Annotated in this window: 15 protein-coding genes and 2 pseudogenes; 11 read left to right on the forward strand and 6 right to left on the reverse strand. The window is 73.8% G+C overall.

Translation table 11 applies throughout. The features are described 5' to 3' along the window. The first annotated feature begins 583 nt into the window (after positions 1 to 583). From ACIBST_RS34425 to ACIBST_RS34440, 4 genes and pseudogenes are all read left to right on the forward strand, one after another. Complete coding sequence (locus ACIBST_RS34425; protein WP_397177769.1) at positions 584 to 730, forward strand: hypothetical protein; 147 nt, start codon at positions 584 to 586, stop codon at positions 728 to 730. 286 nt (positions 731 to 1016) lie between these two features. Further along, entirely contained in the window at positions 1017 to 2339 is a 1323-nt protein-coding gene (locus ACIBST_RS34430) for a serine hydrolase domain-containing protein (protein WP_397177770.1), read from the forward strand. A gap of 520 nt (positions 2340 to 2859) precedes the next feature. Continuing rightward, a pseudogene (locus ACIBST_RS34435) lies at positions 2860 to 3072 on the forward strand (hypothetical protein); the annotation flags it as partial. A gap of 151 nt (positions 3073 to 3223) precedes the next feature. Continuing rightward, a pseudogene (locus ACIBST_RS34440) lies at positions 3224 to 3367 on the forward strand (response regulator transcription factor); the annotation flags it as partial. Between the two features lie 156 nt (positions 3368 to 3523). Here ACIBST_RS34440 and ACIBST_RS34445 read toward each other — a convergent pair. Then, positions 3524 to 4669 carry an epoxide hydrolase family protein gene (locus ACIBST_RS34445; protein WP_397177771.1) on the reverse strand — a complete coding sequence of 382 codons (1146 nt, stop codon included), beginning with the start codon at positions 4667 to 4669 and terminating at the stop codon, positions 3524 to 3526. Between the two features lie 52 nt (positions 4670 to 4721). Between ACIBST_RS34445 and ACIBST_RS34450 the strand changes: the two genes are divergently transcribed. Next, positions 4722 to 5687 carry a helix-turn-helix transcriptional regulator gene (locus ACIBST_RS34450; RefSeq protein WP_397177772.1) on the forward strand — a complete coding sequence of 322 codons (966 nt, stop codon included), beginning with the start codon at positions 4722 to 4724 and terminating at the stop codon, positions 5685 to 5687. Positions 5688 to 5693: 6 nt separating this feature from the next. On the opposite strand, the gene ACIBST_RS34455 is transcribed toward ACIBST_RS34450, so the two are convergent. Further along, on the reverse strand, positions 5694 to 6503 hold the full coding sequence (locus ACIBST_RS34455) for a prolyl oligopeptidase family serine peptidase (RefSeq protein WP_397177773.1): 810 nt from the start codon (positions 6501 to 6503) through the stop codon (positions 5694 to 5696). 138 nt (positions 6504 to 6641) lie between these two features. On the opposite strand from ACIBST_RS34455, the gene trpB reads away from it, so the two are divergent. Genes trpB through ACIBST_RS34470 form a run of 3 tightly spaced genes read left to right on the forward strand, consistent with a single transcriptional unit; the run spans position 6642 to position 9403 of the window. After that, positions 6642 to 7844: a tryptophan synthase subunit beta gene (gene trpB, locus ACIBST_RS34460; protein WP_397177774.1), complete on the forward strand. Its 1203-nt coding sequence runs from the start codon at positions 6642 to 6644 to the stop codon at positions 7842 to 7844. Further along, positions 7841 to 8638 carry a tryptophan synthase subunit alpha gene (trpA, locus tag ACIBST_RS34465; RefSeq protein ID WP_397177775.1) on the forward strand — a complete coding sequence of 266 codons (798 nt, stop codon included), beginning with the start codon at positions 7841 to 7843 and terminating at the stop codon, positions 8636 to 8638. The genes trpB and trpA overlap by 4 nt, the downstream gene beginning before the upstream one ends. Positions 8639 to 8647: 9 nt before the next feature. Beyond that, positions 8648 to 9403 carry a GntR family transcriptional regulator gene (locus ACIBST_RS34470; protein WP_397177776.1) on the forward strand — a complete coding sequence of 252 codons (756 nt, stop codon included), beginning with the start codon at positions 8648 to 8650 and terminating at the stop codon, positions 9401 to 9403. Positions 9404 to 9407: 4 nt separating this feature from the next. On the opposite strand, the gene ACIBST_RS34475 is transcribed toward ACIBST_RS34470, so the two are convergent. Both ACIBST_RS34475 and ACIBST_RS34480 read right to left on the reverse strand, forming a co-directional pair. Next, a complete protein-coding gene (locus ACIBST_RS34475; RefSeq protein ID WP_397177777.1) occupies positions 9408 to 9764 on the reverse strand; it encodes an STAS domain-containing protein in 357 nt (118 codons plus the stop codon). After that, on the reverse strand, positions 9743 to 11023 hold the full coding sequence (locus ACIBST_RS34480) for a PP2C family protein-serine/threonine phosphatase (protein ID WP_397177778.1): 1281 nt from the start codon (positions 11021 to 11023) through the stop codon (positions 9743 to 9745). The genes ACIBST_RS34475 and ACIBST_RS34480 overlap by 22 nt, the downstream gene beginning before the upstream one ends. A 212-nt stretch (positions 11024 to 11235) precedes the next feature. On the opposite strand from ACIBST_RS34480, the gene ACIBST_RS34485 reads away from it, so the two are divergent. From ACIBST_RS34485 to ACIBST_RS34495, 3 genes are all read left to right on the forward strand, one after another. Further along, on the forward strand, positions 11236 to 15420 hold the full coding sequence (locus tag ACIBST_RS34485) for a SpoIIE family protein phosphatase (protein ID WP_397177779.1): 4185 nt from the start codon (positions 11236 to 11238) through the stop codon (positions 15418 to 15420). After that, positions 15417 to 15743, forward strand: coding sequence for an STAS domain-containing protein (locus ACIBST_RS34490; RefSeq protein ID WP_397177780.1), 327 nt, complete (start codon positions 15417 to 15419; stop codon positions 15741 to 15743). Before ACIBST_RS34485 ends, ACIBST_RS34490 begins: the two co-directional genes overlap by 4 nt. A gap of 67 nt (positions 15744 to 15810) precedes the next feature. Further along, the gene (locus ACIBST_RS34495; protein ID WP_397177781.1) at positions 15811 to 16044 is read left to right on the forward strand and encodes a hypothetical protein; all 234 of its coding nucleotides are present in this window, start codon (positions 15811 to 15813) and stop codon (positions 16042 to 16044) included. On the opposite strand, the gene ACIBST_RS34500 is transcribed toward ACIBST_RS34495, so the two are convergent. Next, complete coding sequence (locus tag ACIBST_RS34500; RefSeq protein ID WP_397177782.1) at positions 16032 to 17078, reverse strand: ABC transporter ATP-binding protein; 1047 nt, start codon at positions 17076 to 17078, stop codon at positions 16032 to 16034. The two genes, ACIBST_RS34495 and ACIBST_RS34500, sit on opposite strands and share 13 nt — an antisense overlap. Then, on the reverse strand, positions 17060 to 17842 hold the full coding sequence (locus tag ACIBST_RS34505) for an ABC transporter permease (protein ID WP_397177921.1): 783 nt from the start codon (positions 17840 to 17842) through the stop codon (positions 17060 to 17062). The genes ACIBST_RS34500 and ACIBST_RS34505 overlap by 19 nt, the downstream gene beginning before the upstream one ends. Positions 17843 to 17860: the final 18 nt, after the last annotated feature.

Here is a 17860-nt window from a genome sequence, read left to right on the forward strand (position 1 = left end):
GCGACCGCGAAGTGCTGCGTGACTACAAGTCCGTCCTCGAACCCGGCGCCATCGTCGCCGGCCCCGCCGCCGATGAGCTGAAGTCCGGGACACTGCCCGCCGAGGCCGTTGACTGGCTGAAGAGTGACTTCCTCAAGACCGAACTCGAGCTCGGACACTGCCTGCGTCTGCCTGCCGAAGGCCCCTGCGGGTGCGACCTCTACCTGACCTGCGCCAATTTCGTCACCACCCCCGACTACGGCCCCACGACTCCGGGCCCGCCTGGAGGTCGAACAGCAGCTCGTCCAGGGCGCCGACGAACGCGGCTGGACCCGCGAAGTCGAACGGCACCCCGCCGTCGCCCGCCGGCTCACCGGCCTGCTCACCGGCCTCGGCGAGACCACCGATCCGGGTGATGACAACTCTTCAGGAAGGTCGTCGTGCATGTCGACGGACTGAGCGAGCCGCGTACATCCGTCGATCGCCCCCAGCCTGGCAGGCGGGCGCCGAAGTGATGGCGATCGGTCGGCACGAGAGGATGTCTTCGACCCCTTTTGCCGTGAGGGCTCCTGACTCGCCAGTGATCTCCTTGTATGGTCACGACATGACCTCGCAGGCGCGCCGCGGTCAGCTCAGCGATCTCCTCGCCGTGGTGGGCAGCGAAGGCGATCAGGTCGCCACGGTATGCGCGCCGGGCGTGCGCGGAGGCGCCGGCGTTGGCCAGGTCGGTGAGGAAGTGGGGCGCCGTTGAGAACCGCGCCACCAGCCCCGAACGAGCGAGAGAATATGCAGGTCAATGGCTTACAGGTGAGAGCTGCGGCGGCCCTGGCGAGTCGACGCTTCTCCGGAGGACACCCCGCCCGGCCTGAGAAGATGCTGCCGCTTGGGGTTGGTGGCGCGGTTCTTGACGGCACCCCAGGATGCATGACCGGAGACGGCGGGCCAGCGGTGGCGTCCCTGACTCCTGGACGAACAGCGCGACGGAAATGGTGCGGGCGGACGAAGCCCACCGCTCTCGCTGTCGGCAGGATGAACGGATGGCTGACCTCAACCATCTGCAGAGCCTGCTCGACAGCAAGGTGAAATCCCTCCATGTCCCCGGTGCCGCCGTCGGCGTGCTTTTCGATGGCGCGGCCCACGTCCTCACCACCGGCGTCACCAGCGTCGACGCGCCGGCCCCCGTGACGGGCGACACGCTGTTCCAGATCGGGTCGACCACCAAGACGATCACGGCGACAGCGATCATGCACCTCGTCGAGCGCGGTCGGCTCGACCTGGACGGGCGCGTGCGCCAGTATCTGCCCGGCTTCCAGCTCGCCGACGAGCGGGCCGCCGACGAGCTGACCATCCGGCACCTGCTCACCCACACCGGCGGATTCCTCGGCGATATCGACGACGGCGAGAGCTGGGACACCGGCGCGCTGGCCGCCTCGATCGGCACCTACGACCAGCTGCCCCAGCTCTTCCCGCCCGACGCGCTCGCCTCCTACAACAACGCCGGGTTCAGGCTGCTCGGCAGGGTCATCGAGGTCGTGTGCGGCGAGCCGTACGAGAGCGCGGTCAGTCGGATCGTGCTCGAACCCCTGGGCATGAGCTCCAGCTTCTTCTTCCCCTGGGAGGCCGCGACGCGGTCGCACGCCGTCGGGCACACCGTAGGAGAGGACGGCCCGCAGGTCGCGCACACGTGGGGGCTGTTCCGCGAAGGCATGCCCGAGGGCGGGCTGGTGTCGTCGGTGCGCGACCAGCTCCGCTACGCCGCCTTCCACCTGGGTGCGAGCGGCGAGGAGCCGGTCGGAGCCGCCACCAGGGAGCTGATGCAGGCGGAGCACGTCCGGGTCGGCGTGCCGTGGACCGGCATCGGGCTGCCGTGGCTGCTGGATGAGCAGGCGGGCGTGCGACTGGTCACGCACGGCGGCAACATCGGCAACCTGCAGCTGTCCACGTTCGTGCTGGTGCCCGAGCGCGGCTTCGCCGTCACCACGCTCACCAACTCCGCGCCCGGCAAGGTGCTGGGCAAGCTGGTGACCGACTGGTGCCTGGAGCATCTGCTCGACGCCAAGCCGCAGGCCGTACGGCTGGCGCTGCGCGAACCCGCGCCGGAGTACGCGGGCAGCTACGACGCGGGGCAGTGGACCTTCGAGGTCGACGAGGGTCTGACGGCGCGATTCGTGCTGCGACCCGAGCTGGTGGCCGCGGGTGTGGAGGGCATGCCCGACATGCCGCTCGCGCTGGTCGAGGGCTGTGACGACGTGACGATCGCCGCCGACCCCCAGCGTGCCGTCGGCCGGTTCCTGCGAGACGACGCGGGTGAGGTCGCGTTCCTGCACCTGGGCGGTAGGGCGGCCAGGCGGATCCGCTGAATCGGCCTGCCGTCAACGAAGCTGCTACCGGGCACATCCGATCGCATCGAGCCTGGTCAGCAGCTCCCCGCTGCTGAGCGGAAGACCCGGCGGAACGGGGGCCCTATCCGGTATCGCCGCGCCCACCACCTGACCTGGCCCAGGACTCCCGAAGCTAGGGGGCCGACCGGACGAACCTGGCTGTTGTCTGGTCAGCCGCCTACGCGACCCGTTTCCGCCGTATTCCGGTGTCACCCCTTAAGGGGTCCCAGCCACGGCGTGAATTTATCTATGACTGGCGATATGTGAGTGTCGGAAATAGAAGGTTTGACGACACTCTCTGATTGGGCCCTGCGGACCCTCTCGGAAACCGGACATCGAGCGACGAACCGTGACGTCAGGCGACCGGTTTCGCGCCGAAATTGACGACAGGGTTTCCCGACAGGAGGATCGAGCTCCACCCCGTCCCGAGGAGAGCCCGGTGCAGATCGTCTAGTCCCGCGTCTCCACCACGGCCCAGTCCCTGCTGCGGCAGCGCCACATCCTCACCGAGGCCGGCCTCCTCGTGCGCACCGAAGGCGTCGCCGAGGGATTCCGGCCCGCCGACGGCGTCCTGCTCTTCGAGGACCCCGCCACCACCTCGAAGATCCCCGCCTTGGAGCGGCCCGCGTTCGGCAGGATCGCCGCCAAGGCGCACCCCGGCGACATCCTGACCGTCTCGGAGCTGTTCCGGCTCTGCCGCGACCTGCTCGACATCCACGCCGTCCGCAACTGGTGCCAAGCCGGCGGCGTCGCCCTGCGCGCGACATCCAGAACGAGCTCACCGTCGAAGGGGTCACCGCCGCCGAGGCCGAAGGCCGCTACCGCGGCCGGCCACCCGCGCTCGACGGCGACCGGCGCGAGGCGGCCTGTCGAACGCCGAGATCGGCCGGGAGCTCAGGCTGTCGGAGGCGACGGTGAAGGCGCACGTCAGCCGGGTGCTGAGCAAGCTGGCCCTGGCCAACCGGGTGCAGGCGGCCATCTTGGTGCACGACGCCGACCTGGGCTGACGACCGCCCGCGTACCGCGCCGCCGGGCGGCCCCCGTACCGGCCGGGGAGAGCAACGCCAGGAGAGCCGGCGCCGGGGGAGCCACCGCCCGAGAGGCCAGCGCCCGAGAAGTCAGCGCCCGAGGTGTCAGCGCCCGAGGTGTCAGCGCCCGAGGTGTCAGCGCAGGGGCCGGAAGAAGGTCCTGACGTCCTCGACGAGCAGGTCAGGGGCCTCCATGGCGGCGAAGTGGCCGCCACGGTCGAACTCCGACCAGTGCACGACGTTGTGCTCGCGCTCGGCGATCCGGCGCACCCCGGCGTCCCCGGGGAAGACGGCGACGCCGTGCGGCAGCCCGGAGTACTCGGCCGCCGCGCCCCACCCCTTCTGCCCCTCCTTGTAGAGGCGGGCGGAGGAGGCGGCGGTCCCGGTGAACCAGTACACGCTGACGTCGGTGAGCAGCTGGTCGAGGTCCACCGCGTCCTCGGGCAGCTCGCGGGCGGGGTCGGTCCACTCCTTGAACTTCTCCACGATCCACGCCAGTTGCCCGGCGGGGGAGTCGTGCAGCCCGAACGCGAGGGTCTGCGGCCGGGTCGCCTGGATGATCGCGTAACCGGCCCGGTCCTGGTCCTGGTACTGGCCGAGGCGGGCGAGCTCGGCGGGGGTGAGCTCCCGCAGCTCGGCCGGGTCGCCGCTGGGGAACCCGAGCGCGCCGTTGACGTGCACGCCGACGACGTTCCGCGGCGCGGCCCGGCCGAGCATCGGCGAGATCACCGAGCCGCTGTCGCCGCCCTGCGCGCCGTAGCGGTGGTAGCCGAGGCGGTCCATCAGCTCGGCCCAGGCCCGCGCGACCCGCTCCAGGTCCCAGCCGGGCTCGGTGGTGGGGCCGGAGAAGCCGAAGCCGGGGATCGAGGGGGCGACGACGTGGAAGGCGTCGGCCGGGTCGCCGCCGTGCGCGGCCGGGTCGGTGAGCGGGCCGATGACGTCCATGAACTCGGCGACCGAGCCGGGCCAGCCGTGCGTGACGATCAGCGGCAGCGCTCCGGGCTCGGGCGAGCGGACGTGCAGGAAGTGCACGTTCTGCCCGTCGATGAGGGTGGTGAACTGCTCGAAGGCGTTCAGCCGCCGCTCGGCGGCCCGCCAGTCGAACGAGGTGCGCCAGTACTCGGCCAGCTTCTTCGCATGGCTCACCGGGACGCCGTAGGACCAGCCGACGCCGGGCAGCTCGTCCGGCCAGCGGGTCGCCGCCAGCCGGGCGCGCAGGTCGTCCAGCGCGGCCTGCGGGATGTCGATGCGGAACGGGTGGATGCGCGGGTCGTCGTTCATGTCCATGACGGTAGGCGAGGGTTAGGACAGATTCGGTCCTAGGATGGACGGCATGCTGGAGACGTCGGCGCGATTGCTGCGCCTGTTGTCGCTGTTGCAGACCCCCAGGGAGTGGTCGGGCGCAGAGCTGGCCGAACGGCTCGGCGTCTCGCCCCGCACGGTCCGCCGCGACGTCGACCGGCTGCGCGAGCTGGGCTACGTCGTGGACGCCACGCCGGGCACGGCCGGATACCGGCTCGGCGCCGGGGCGGGGCTCCCGCCGCTGCTGCTCGACGACGAGGAGGCGGTCGCGGTCGCCATCGGGCTCGGCACCGCGGCGGTCTCCGGCGTGACCGGCATCCAGGAGACCTCCGTCCGGGCGCTGGCCAAGCTCGAACAGGTGCTGCCGGCCCGGCTCCGGCACCGCGTCGGCGACCTGCGTTCGGTCACGGTCCCGCTGGCGGGGGCGGCGGAGGCGGTGGACCCGGCCGCGCTCACGGCGATCGCCGCGGCGGTCCGCCGGCGGGAGAGCCTGCGGTTCGACTACCGCTCCCACGACGGCGTCGGGGATCGCCGTACCGCGGAGCCGTACCGGCTGGTCAACTCGGGGCGCCGCTGGTACCTGGTGGCCTGGGACACCGGCCGGGCGGACTGGCGCACGTTCCGCGTCGACCGGCTGCGGCTGCACACTCCGAACGGCCCGCGCTTCACGCCCCGGGAGCCGCCCGCGGCCGACCTCGTGCGTTACGTCTCCGAGCGGATCTCCGTCGATCCCTACCGCTACCGGGGGCGGTTCACGGTGCGGGCTCCGGCGGACGTCGTCGCCGCCCGGATGCCGCCGACCATGGCGGTGGTCGAGCCGGCCGGCGACGGCTCCTGCGTCCTGTCCGCCGGGTCGCACTCGCTGGACGAGCTGGCGATGTGGGTCGCGCAGCTCGGCGTGCCGTTCGAGGTGCACGAGCCGCCCGAGCTCGTCCGGCACGTCCGCGCCCTCGCCGCCCGTCTCCTCGAAGCCACCCCCGACGCCGATCCGGCCTGACCGCGGCTACGGCTGCCCGTCGGGCTGCGCGAGCCAGGCCACGCACCGGCGCGTCAGTTCGGGGTCGCGGGCCGCGTCCAGGTGGCCCAGGCCCGGGTGCACGGTCACCCTGATCCGGCCGGCGTGCCGCGGGTAGACGTGCTCGACCGTCTCGCGGAACCGCAAGGCGCCCTGGGGCGGCACGTGGCTGTCGTCGGCGCCGCACTCGAAGGCGATGGCCGGTCCGTGGGCGTAAGCGCCGATGTTGGTGAGCGGGTTCAGCCGGTCGAACCACCACTGGGCATGGCGGCCCGCGTGCCCCTGCGGCAGGAGGCGGGCCGGGTCGTCCAGCGCGCACATGCCCGGACGCGTCCAGTCGGCGGTGGCCGCGACGGCCGCCGCCCTGCGTACCCGGTGGTCCAGCCCGGCCAGCGCCACCGCGCAGTCGCCGCCCATCGACACCCCGCCCGCGACCGCGCCGGGTCCCGCGTCGAGCTCCGCGGCCGCCCAGTCCAGGACCCGTACGCACTCCACCGTCGTACGGCCCAGCAGCGGCCACATCTGCTGGCGGAAGTCGCCGAGGACGCGCTCGGTCAGCCGCGCGGCGCCCTCGTCACCGCGCCGGCCGTGCCGCCAGGGGTCGAGGCTGACGGCGATCATGCCCCGTCCGGCCAGCTCGCGCATGGCGGGCAGGCAGGCCCGCGTGCTGCCGCCCAGGTGCGGGAGCCACAACGCCATGGTGGCTCCGGCGGAGCCGGCGGCCGGCTCGATCCATGCCACGGGAACGTCGTCCACCCACGCGTGACGGACGTCCTCGCTCTCCTGCTTTGTGGTCATCGCGATCTCCTCGGCTCGGAAGTGCCAGATTCCCTTTCCGGCGCGACGTAGTCGGGGCCGGGGTGGCGCGGCCGGCGTCGCCGTGCCACACTCACTGTTATAGAACTCTTATCAGAGTTATAGAACGAGGTGAGCAGGATGCGAGAAACGACGGCACTGCGGGAGCCCGTCCCGGCGGCCGGGCCGATGGGCGTGCCGGGAGCCCGCGGCCGGTTCGGCGAGTACGGCGGCCGGTACGCGCCGGAATCCCTGGTGGAGGCGTGCCGCGAGGTGGACGAGGCGTTCCGGCAGGCGTGGGCGGACCCGGGCTTCCGCGGCGAGCTGGCCGAACTGCTCGCGCTGCACGCCGGGCGGCCGACCCCGCTGACCCCGGCCCGCCGGCTGTCGCAGGAGCTGGGCGTGCGGCTCCTCCTCAAACGCGAGGATCTCACCCACACCGGCTCCCACAAGATCAACAACGTGCTGGGCCAGGCGCTGCTCGCCAGGCGGATGGGACGGCGCAGGCTGATCGCCGAGACGGGCGCGGGCCAGCACGGCGTGGCCACCGCGACCGCCGCCGCGCTGCTCGGGCTGGAGGCCACCGTCTTCATGGGCGAGCGCGACATCGAGCGGCAGGGCCTGAACGTCTTCCGCATGCGCATGCTGGGCGCCGAGGTGGTCCCGGTCACCACGGGCAGCCGCACGCTCAAGGACGCCACCAGCGAGGCCATGCGGCACTGGGTCGGCGTCACCGGCGACACCCACTACTGCGTCGGCTCGGTCGTCGGGCCGGATCCCTACCCGTGGATGGTCAGGGAGTTCCAGCGGGTCATCGGCGACGAGGCGCGCGCCCAGTTCGCGGCCGCCCAGCCGACCGGCGTGCCGGACCACGTCGTCGCGTGCGTCGGCGGCGGCTCCAACGCGGCCGGCACGTTCGCCGGATTCGCCGGCACCACGGCGCGCTTCGTCGGCGTCGAGGCGGAGGGCGGCGCGGGGGCGACCCGCGGCCGGCTCGGCGTCCTGCACGGCTGCCGCTCGCTGTTCCTCCAGGACGACGACGGCCAGATCGTCGAGGCCCACTCCGTCGCCGCCGGGCTCGACTACCCCGGCGTCGGCCCCGAGCACGCCCACCTGCGCGAACTGGGCCGGGCCCGGTACGTCACCGTGACCGACGAGGAGGCCGTCGCCGCGGCGCTGCGGCTGGCGCGCACCGAGGGCATCGTCCCGGCGCTGGAATCGGCGCACGCCCTGGCCTGGGTGATCCGCGCGGCCGGCGGCGAGCTGCCCGCCGGATCGACCGTTCTGATGACGCTGTCCGGCCGGGGCGACAAGGACGTCTCCACCCTGAAGGAGCTGCTGTGACCGACATCCTGACCACCGGCGCGGTCGAGCGCCACCTGCGGGCCCGCCGGGACACCGGCCGCGCCCTGCTCATGCCGTACGTCACCGGCGGCATCACGCCCGGCTGGACGCGCTACCTGCGGGCGTTCGCCGCGGCCGGCGCGGACGCCGTCGAGGTCGGCCTGCCCTTCTCCGACCCCACGCTGGACGGCGTCACCGTCCAGCAGGCGAGCCAGGCGGCGCTGGCCCGGGGGGCGAGCACCCGCCGCATCCTCGCCGACCTGGCCGACGTGCGGGACGTGGGCGTGCCGCTGGTCGTCAGCACCTACTACAACCTCGTGCTGCACGACGGGCCCGAGGCGTTCTGCGCGGCGCTCCGGCGGGCCGGCGTCGACGGCCTGATCGTGCCCGACCTGCCGGTGCACGAGGCGGACGAGCTGGCCGACGTGGCCGCCGCCGCCGGGATCGACCTGACCCTGCTGGCCTCACCGGCGACGCCGGAGCCGAGGCTGGCCGAGATCGCCCGCCGCAGCCGCGGATTCGTCTACGCGGTGTCGCTGATGGGCACCACCGGCGAGCGGGACACCCTGGCCGCCTCGGCGGCGGAGCTCACCGCGCGGCTCAGACGCGCCACCGACCGGCCGATCTTGCTAGGATTTGGCATTTCCACGCCTGACCAGGCGCGGGAGGCCGGCCGGCACGCCGACGGAGTGGTGGTCGGCGCCGCGGTCATGCGGCGGGTGCTCGACGGCGCCGGGCCGGACGACCTGCGGGCCTTCGTCGCGACCCTGCGAAAGGCCCTCGACCAGGAGTGACGCACCACGATGACCCCCGACGCCGGGCACGAGGCGAGATACCGCGCCATCGCCGCCGACCTCGCCGCGAAGATCCGGTCGGGCCATTACGCGCCCGGCGAGGCGCTTCCTCCGCAACGGGAGCTGAGCGCCTCCTACGGGGTCACCCTCATGACGCTGCGCCAGGCGTTGCGTGAGCTCAGCGACGAGCACCTGATCGTCCAGCGGCCCGGCAAGGGCACGTACGTGGCCCCGCCCCACCTGGCCTACCAGCTCGGCTCGCTCCGCAGCCTCGCCGACGACCTGCGGGAACAGGGTCATGACGTCCGGACCGTGGTGGCCGGGCGGGCGATGCGGCGGGCTCCCGACCGGATCGCCGCGGAGCTGCGGCTGCGGCCCGGCGACACGGCCCTGCGGCTGGAGCGGGTGCGGGAGTTCGCCGGGCGGCCGGCCGTCCATCAGGTGTCCTGGGTGCGCAGGCCGGTGGCCGACCAGATCCGCGACCGCGACTTCACCGCCGTCTCCCTCTACGCGGCGCTCGCCGACGCGGGGGTGGCGGTCGCCCGCGCCTCGGAGGTGGTCGGGCCCGGCCTGCTCGACGCCGCCGCCGCGCGCCGCCTGCACGAGCCCGAGGGCAGCGCCGTGCTGGTCAGCACCCGGATCACCTACACGCCCGACGGCGTTCCCGTCGTGTCCGACCACGCCACCATCCTGGGCACGATGATGGAGATCCGTACCGAACGGGCCTCCACCGGCCTGTCGCTCGCCTGGCGGGCCACCAGCTAGCGCCTCACTGCAGGGCGGCGACGGCCTTGTCGACGTTCTCGTGGAAGGACAGCAGGCGGGTCAGCCCCATGATCTTGAACGGGTGCTCGATGTCCGGGCTGAGCCCGGCCAGCGCCAGGCCGGCGCCCGCGTCCTGGGCCCGCTGATGGGCGCTGACCAGCACGGAGATGCCGGTGGAGTCGCAGAACCGCAGCCCCGACATCTCGATCACCAGGCCGTCGCCCGGCGCGAGGCCGAGCTCGTCCAGGGCCTCGTGCAGGCGGGGGGAGGTGTGGTGGTCGAGGTCGCCGGCCACCGTGAGGATGCGGACGCGTCCCGAGTGGGGCTGGGTGGTGATGGTCAGACCGTGGTCGTGCTGCACTGGGGCTCCTCAGAAGAGACGCCCGTCGAACGGGCGGGGACGGACAGGGCGAGCACCGCGGTGTCGTCCGACACGCCGTCGCCGAGGGTCGTGATCAGTTTGTGCACCGAGGCCAGCAGGCCGTCGGCGCTGGTGGGGGCGGCGGCGGCCAGGTAGGCGGCCAGGCCCTCCTCGTCGAGCCTGGTCCCGGTGCCGGTGCGCGCCTCGGTCAGGCCGTCGGTGTAGAGCAGCAGGGCGTCGCCGGGCCCCAGGCGGGTGCTCACCTGGGCGAAGTACGGGTCGCGCAGGATGCCGATGAGCTGCCCGCCCTCGGGATGGACGGCCTCGACCGCGCCCGCGGCGCGCACCACCAGCGACGGCGGATGCCCGCCGCCCGCCAGGGTGACCTCGAAGCCGCCGTCCACGGGGTCGAGCACGCCGAAGACCGCCGTGCAGTACGGCGGTGGCATGACCTGGCCGGCGTGCTCCTGCTGGAGGACCGCGTCCAGGTTGGCCAGCACCGCGCACGGGTCGGGGTCGTAGACGGCGGCGGCGCGCAGGGTGTAGCGGACGAGCGAGGTCAGCACGGCCGCGTCGGCGCCCTTGCCGCAGACGTCCCCGAGGAAGAACGCCCAGCGGTTGCCGTCGAGCGGGAACAGGTCGTAGAAGTCGCCGCCCACCTCGTCCACCGAGACGGGGTGGTAGGCGGCGGCCGCGCGCAGGCCCGGCACCTCGGGCAGGGTGTGCGGGACGAGCGTCTGCTGCAGCGTGCGCGCCAGGCGCTCGGCGTCGGCGCGCAGCCCGCGCTCGGTGGCCAGGGTGCGTGAGGCGGCCAGGCGCAGCTCCAGCTCGTCCATGACCAGGGCGGCCAGGTCCCGCAGGGCGCTGACGTCCTCGTCCGCGGCCTGGCGGGGACGGACGTCCATGACGTTGACGCTGCCCACGCAGCGGCCGTCGGGGACGGTGATCGGGGCCGCCGCGAAGAAGCGCACGCCGCTCCCGCCGGGCGGATCGGCGGCCGTCGCCGGGTCGGCCGCGACGTCCGGGATCACGCACACCTCGCCCCGCGCGAGCACGGCGGCGTACAGGCTGTCCTCGCAGCCGCCGGGGAACGGGCCGGCCGGCGTGCCGTGGGCGGCCACCCGGCGCACCCCCTCGTCGCCGGCGAACGTCACGGTCGCCATGGGGGCGTGGAACATGCGCGCCGCCAGCGAGGCCACCCGGTCCAGCGTGGCCTGGCCCGGCACGGCGGGGAGTTCGTGCCGCTGGAGGGCCGCCACGAGGCGTGTGTCATCGGCGGTGCTGACGTCCGGCTCCTTCCGCTCGCTCCGCCGGCACAGGCGCCGAGCAGGGGCGGAGGCCCGACCCCCGGAGTGATTTGCCCTATTCTACCTACGGTCGAGGTGATACCTGACCTGCTGGTCCACAGCCGCGGCGGCATCACCGGCGCGACGCGGGTAGGCGCGCCCGCAGCGAACGAGGGGGGAGCCGGATGACACACGACGACCACGGTGAGCGGCGGCCGGCGGCGGCGGCCGGTGCCGGGATCTTCACCGTGGACGACGAGGTCGGCCGCGACCTGGCCGAAGTCGACTGGGAGGCGACCCCGCTCGGCCGTCCGGAGCACTGGCCGCAGAGCCTCCAGACGGCGGTCAGCATCCTGCTGTCGTCCAGGTTCTCCATGTGGATGGCCTGGGGGCCGGAGCTGACGTTCTTCTGCAACGCCGCCTACCGCCGCGACACGCTGGGCCAGAAGTACCCGTGGGCGCTCGGCCGGCCGGCTCGCGAGGTGTGGGCGGAGATCTGGGACGACATCAGCCCGCGCATCGACGCCGTCCTGTCCACCGGGAAGGCGACCTGGGACGAGGCGCTGCTGCTGTTCCTGGAGCGGGCCGGCTACCCGGAGGAGACGTACCACACCTTCTCCTACAGCCCGCTGCGCGACGACCACGGCTCGGTGATCGGCATGCTCTGCGTGGTCAGCGAGGAGACCGAGCGGGTCATCGGCGAACGCCGCATGGCCACCCTGCGCGATCTCGGCTCCGACCCCAGCGTGGTCCGCACCGAGCAGGAGATGCTCACCTTCGCCTGCCGCCAGCTCGGCGGCAACCTCCAGGACCTGCCCTTCACCCTGACCTACCTGTTCGACGGCGACGGCCGGGCGCGGCTGGCCGGCTCGACCGGGCTGCCCGCCGGGCATCCGGCCGCCCCTGCCGTCCTGTCGCCCGACGATCCGGACGCGTTGTGGCCGGTCCAGGCCCCGGCCCGCGGCGAGCCGGGGCTCGTGGCGCTCGACGCGGCCCCGTACGCCGGGCTGCCGCCGGGGGACTGGCCGGAGCCGCCCACGCACGCGCTGGTGATGCCGCTGCTGCAGCAGGGAGGCAGGCCGTACGGGTTCCTGGTGGCCGCGCTCAACCGATATCGCGCCCTGGACGACGGATACCGCGGCTTCGTCGAGCTGGCCGCGGGGCACGTGGCCACCGGCATCTCCTCGGCCCGCAGCTACCAGGCCCAGCAGCGGCGGGCCGAGGAGCTGGCCGAGCTCGACCGGGCCAAGACCGTCTTCTTCTCCAACATCAGCCACGAGTTCCGCACGCCGCTCACCCTGATCATGGGCCCGGTGCAGGAGCTGCGGAACACGCTGGCCGGCGCGGCCCCCGAGGTGCGCCAGGACCTGGAGGTCGTCCACCGCAACGCCCTGCGCCTGGGCAGGCTCGTCAACACGCTGCTCGACTTCTCCCGCATCGAGGCCGGGCGCATGCAGGCCCGCTACGAGCCGGTCGACCTGGCGGCGGTGACCGCCGACCTGGCCAGCGTCTTCCGCTCGGCGGTCGACAAGGCCGGCCTGTCCTTCGAGGTGGACTGCCCGCCGCTGGACGAACCGGTCTACATCGACCGGAGCATGTGGGAGAAGGTCGTGCTCAACCTGCTGAGCAACGCGCTGAAGTTCACCTTCGACGGCTCCATCGCCGTCCAGGTGGGCGTGCGGGACGGGCAGGCCGTGGTGACCGTCTCCGACACGGGCATCGGCGTCCCGGCCGAGGAGCTGCCGCGTCTGTTCGAACGGTTCCACCGCATCGAGAGCGCCCGCTCCCGCTCCAACGAGGGCAGCGGCATCGGGCTGGCGCTCGTCCAGGAGCTCGTCGGGCTGCACGGCGGCACGATCACGGCCGAGAGCGCCGAGGACAAGGGCACGACGTTCACCATCCGGCTGCCCTTCGGCGCCGGCCACCTTCCGGCCGGGAGCCTGGTGCCGGCCCGCCCGGCGGAGCCGGTCTCCTCCGGCGCCGAGCCGTTCGTGCAGGAGGCGCTGCGCTGGCTGCCCGAGGACGACGTCACCAGCGCGGGGACGTCCTCGGACGTCTCGGCCGACGGCGGCGGCTCGCCGGGCCCGAGCGGCGGCCCGCCGGCCCGGGTGCTGATCGCCGACGACAACCGGGACATGCGCGAGTACCTCGTCCGGCTGCTCAAGGGCGCCGGCTACCACGTCACCGCCGTCGGCGACGGTCTCCAGGCGCTCGACGCCGTGCACGCCGACGAGCCCGACCTCGTGGTCAGCGACGTGATGATGCCGCGCCTGGACGGCCTGGCCCTGGTCGCGGCGCTGCGGGCCGATCCGCGTACCGCCGGGGTGCCGGTGCTGCTGCTGTCGGCGCGCGCGGGGCAGGAGGCCTCGATCGAGGGCCTGGCGGCGGGCGCCGACGACTACCTGGTCAAGCCGTTCTCCGCGGCCGAGCTGCTGGCGCGGGCGCGGGCCAACGTGGAGCTGGCGCGGCTGCGCAACCATCACACCCGCTGGCGCAACGCCATGATCGACTCCTTGCAGGAGGCGTTCTTCGTCACCGACGAGGACGGCGCGGTGATCGAGATCAACTCGGCGTTCACCGACATCCTCGGCTACGGCCCCGACGGCCTGCCCTACCGGCCCCGGCACCCCTGGTGGCCGGACGAGGAGCGCGACCCGCAGGCCCACGGCCTGGTCGCCGAGGCGTTCGGCCGGCTCGTCGGCGTGGGCAGGGGCAGCGCGGTCCTCCCCGTCACCCACCGCGACGGGCACCAGGTGTGGGTCGCGGTCACGTTCAACTCGGTCACCGACCCCGCCACCGGGCGGCGCCGCGTCGTGGGCACCCTGCGGGACGTGACCGCCGAGCACTACCTCGTGCAGCGCGAGAGCGCGCTCGCCGCGCTGGGCCTGCGCGTCTCGCAGGCCGGCAGCCTGAACGACGCCCTGGCCGGCGGGCTGGACGCGCTCCAGGAGGTCTGGCACGCCCGGCAGGTCGCGGCCGTCGTCTGGGACGAGGACGGCTCCCGCGGCCCGGTCACCGCCCCGTCCGGCTCGTCCGGCCTCGCCTGGCAGGACCTGCCGGAACAGGTGCGGGACAGGCTCACGGGGCTGCGCGAGCAGCCGCCGCTGCGGGCCGTCGCCTCCGAGGCGCACGGTGCCGGCATCACGCTGGAGCACCCCAAGGGCCTGCTCGCCGTCTGGATCGACCTGGGCCAGAACCGGCCGTTCACCCACGAGGACCAGACCCTGCTGGCGCTGCTGGCCGGCCACCTGGGCCAGGCACTGCACCGGGTGCACCAGCTCGACCAGCAGCGCGAGGCGGCCGTGGCGCTCCAGCGCGCCATCCTCGGCCCGTCCCGGCTGCCCAGCGGCTTCGCCGTGCGCTACGAGCCGGCCACCAGCCCGCTGGAGGTCGGCGGCGACTGGTACGACATCGTGCCGCTGTCCGGCGAGCGCATCGGGATCGTCGTCGGCGACTGCGTGGGGCGCGGGCTGGAGGCCGCGGCGGTCATGGGACAGCTGCGCAGCGCCTGCCGGGCCCTGCTGCTCCAGGACGCCGGGCCCGCCCAGGTGTTCACCGCGCTCGACCGGTTCGCCGCCCTCATCCCGGGCGCCAAGTGCACCACCGTCTTCTGCGGCGTCCTGGACACCGCCACCGGCGACCTGGTCTACGCCAGCGCCGGTCATCCCCCCGGCATCCTGGCCCACGCCGACGGCAGCACCGAGCTGCTGGAGGGCGGCCGCTCGACCCCGCTGGCCGTACGGTCGGCCCGTGGGCGCACCGAGGCCCGGCACACCATGCCGCCCCGGTCCACCCTGCTGCTCTACACCGACGGGCTGGTCGAGCGGCGGCGGCGTCCGCTGACCGCGGGCATCGGCGAGGCCAGCACCGCCGTCCAGGTCGGGCGGTCCACCCCGATCGAGGAGCTGGCCAGCGACGTCATGTCGTCCCTCACCCCGGACGGCGGCTTCAACGACGACGTCGCGCTGCTGCTCTACCGCCAGCCCGCGCCGCTGGAGGTGGACTTCCCGGCCGAGTCGAGCCAGCTCGCCCCCGTGCGCTCGGCGCTGCGGGAGTGGCTGGCCCGCTGCCAGCTCACCCCTTCGCTGGTGCAGAACGTGCTCGTGGCGGCGGGGGAGGCGTGCGCGAACGCGATCGAGCACGGCCACCGCAACGCCCCCGGCCGGACGATCCGCCTGCGGGCCGTTGCCACCCCCGGCGACCTGCGGCTCACCGTCGCCGACACCGGCCGATGGAAGCAGCCGGAGCCGGAGGCGAACCCGCACCGGGGCCGGGGAGTGGCGCTCATGCGCGCCCTGATGAACGAGGTCACCATCGAACCCGGCGCGGCCGGTACCACCGTCGACATGCATGCGAGGATCAGCTCATGACCACCCCTCTGACCCTTGCGGCCTCGACGCGGCCGGACGGCACCCAGGTCGTGGCCGCTGCCGGCGAGATCGACATGAGCAACGCCGGGGCTCTGGAGGAGGCGCTGGCCCGTACCGGCGACGGCATGGTGCTCGTCGACCTGAGCGAGGTGGAGTACCTGGACAGCGCGGGCCTGACCGTGCTGTTCACGTACGCCTCGCGGATCCGGCTCGTCGCCAACCCGGTGCTCGAACCCGTCCTGACGATCGCCGGCTTCGCCGACGTCGCCGCCATCCAGGAGATCACGTACGTCGACCCGTCCCAGGACGGCCACAACGCCTGAAACAGCACGGGCCGGGCCGCTGTTCGACCCCGGCGAGCGCAAGAGCCGGCTGTGCTTCCTGATCTCGGTGCTCGGGCGCGACGGTCACCGCGCCGTGTTGTCGTGGCGCGAGCTCGACCCGGAGTTCGGCAACACGCCCGCGATGCCGGCCGTCGGCATGGATTGCCGGGCCCTCGACGGGCAGGGGCCGCACCTGGTGCTGCCGGGCGACCGCTGCGGCGGCCGGCACGTCAGCGGCGTCACCGGCATCCGGGTCGGCGTGGACGACCGCCTGTGGGATCGGGGCGTTCAGGCCGGGTAGGCGTGCGTCTCGGTGGCCTTGACGGAGGCCCAGATCCGCTGGCCGGGGGTCAGGTCGAGGTCGGCGACGGCGGCCGGGGTGATGTCGGCGAAGGCCGTCAGGGGGCCGTCGAGGTGCACGCGGACGTTGTCGCCGTGCCGTTCGATGCCCTCGATCCCGGCCTGCCACAGGTTGCGCGGGCTGCCGTCGGGACGGCTGCGGTACAACGCCACGGCGGCGGGCGGGAAGGCCACGAACGCCGGCCCGTCGAGCTCTTCCGACGTGTGCAGCAGCACCTCGCCGACCTTGACCCGGACGCCCTCGGCCACGCCGCGATAGAGGTTGAGCCCGACCAGGCGGGCCACGTAGTCGGTGCGCGGATGGCGGGCGACCTCGGCCGGCGGGCCCTCCTGCACGACCGTGCCGTGCTCGATGACGATCAGCCGGTCGGCCAGCACCATCGCGTCGAGCGGGTCGTGGGTGACCAGCACGGTCGCGCCCGCGAAGTCGGCCAGGTGGCGGCGGAGCTGGGAGCGGATCTCCAGCCGGGTGTGGGCGTCGAGCGCGGCCAGCGGCTCGTCCAGCAGCAGCAGCTCGGGCCGTACGGCCAGCGCGCGGGCGAGGGCGACCCGCTGCGCCTGCCCGCCGGACAGCCGCCGCGGGCGGGCGGCGGCGTGGGCGGCCAGGCCCACCCGCTCCAGCAGGGCGGCGGCCGTCCGGCGGGCCTCGGCCTTGGGCACGCCCTGGCAGCGCGGCCCGAAGGCGACGTTGTCGAGCGCCGACAGGTGCGGGAAGAGCAGGTAGTCCTGGAAGACCATGCCGATCGGGCGGCCCTCGGCGGGCAGCGTGTGCAGCGGCGCGCCGCGCAGGCTGATCCGGCCGCCGGTCATCGGGGTGAGCCCGGCCAGGGCGCGCAGGGCGGTGGTCTTGCCGGCGCCGTTGGGGCCGAGCAGCGCCACCACCTCGCCGGCGGCGACCCGCAGCGAGACGTCGAGGGTGAAGGCCGGCCGGGTGACCACCAGGCGGGCGTCGAGGGTCACGGCGCGCTCACCCACCGGTCGCGCAGGCTGGCCAGGATGACCACCGAGACGGCCAGCAGCACCAGGCTGAGCACGATCGCCGCCTCCGGCTCGGTCTCCAGCGCCAGATAGACCGCCAGCGGCATCGTGCGGGTGGTGCCGGGGAAGTTGCCGGCGAACGTGATCGTCGCCCCGAACTCGCCCAGCGCCCGCGCCCAGCACAACACGGCCCCGGCCACCACGCCCGGCATCACCATGGGCAGCGTCACCCGGCGGAACACCGTCCAGCGGGAGGCGCCGAGCGTCGCGGCGGCCTCCTCGAAGCGCTGGTCGGCGCCGCGCAGCGCGCCCTCGACGCTGATCACCAGGAAGGGCATCGCGACGAACGCCTCGGCCACGATCACGCCGGCCGTGGTGAACGGCAGCGTGATGCCGAAGGCGGACTCCAGCCACTGCCCGGCCAGGCCGCGCCGCCCCAGCACCAGCAGCAGCGCCACGCCGCCGACCACCGGTGGCAGCACCAGCGGCACGGTGACCAGCGCGCGCACCAGCCGCCGCCCCGGGAACGACACCCGCGCCAGCAACCAGGCCAGCGGCACGCCGAGCAGCAGGCAGAAGGCCGTGGCGACGGTGGCGCAGATCAGCGACAACCGCAGCGCCTCCAGCACCTGCGGCTCGGCCAGCCGCTGGAGCAGCGTGGACCAGGGGGCCCGGATCAGCAGCCCGGCCAGCGGCAGCACCAGGAACGCCAGCCCCGCCAGCGCGGGCACGACCAGCGTCCACGGCGCCCGCCCCGAGATCTCACGGCCTTCGGGGCC

Source organism: Nonomuraea sp. NPDC049684 (assembly GCF_044465345.1).
Lineage (GTDB): Bacteria > Actinomycetota > Actinomycetes > Streptosporangiales > Streptosporangiaceae > Nonomuraea.

Bases quoted from the DNA above. Each gene is read 5' to 3' on its own strand.
- ACIBST_RS34425 (WP_397177769.1), top strand. From the start codon at position 584: ATGACCTCGCAGGCGCGCCGCGGTCAGCTCAGCGATCTCCTCGCCGTG.
- ACIBST_RS34430 (WP_397177770.1), top strand. From the start codon at position 1,017: ATGGCTGACCTCAACCATCTGCAGAGCCTGCTCGACAGCAAGGTGAAA.
- ACIBST_RS34445 (WP_397177771.1), bottom strand. From the start codon at position 4,669: ATGAACGACGACCCGCGCATCCACCCGTTCCGCATCGACATCCCGCAG.
- ACIBST_RS34450 (WP_397177772.1), top strand. From the start codon at position 4,722: ATGCTGGAGACGTCGGCGCGATTGCTGCGCCTGTTGTCGCTGTTGCAG.
- ACIBST_RS34455 (WP_397177773.1), bottom strand. From the start codon at position 6,503: ATGACCACAAAGCAGGAGAGCGAGGACGTCCGTCACGCGTGGGTGGAC.
- trpB (WP_397177774.1), top strand. From the start codon at position 6,642: ATGCGAGAAACGACGGCACTGCGGGAGCCCGTCCCGGCGGCCGGGCCG.
- ACIBST_RS34470 (WP_397177776.1), top strand. From the start codon at position 8,648: ATGACCCCCGACGCCGGGCACGAGGCGAGATACCGCGCCATCGCCGCC.
- ACIBST_RS34485 (WP_397177779.1), top strand. From the start codon at position 11,236: ATGACACACGACGACCACGGTGAGCGGCGGCCGGCGGCGGCGGCCGGT.
- ACIBST_RS34490 (WP_397177780.1), top strand. From the start codon at position 15,417: ATGACCACCCCTCTGACCCTTGCGGCCTCGACGCGGCCGGACGGCACC.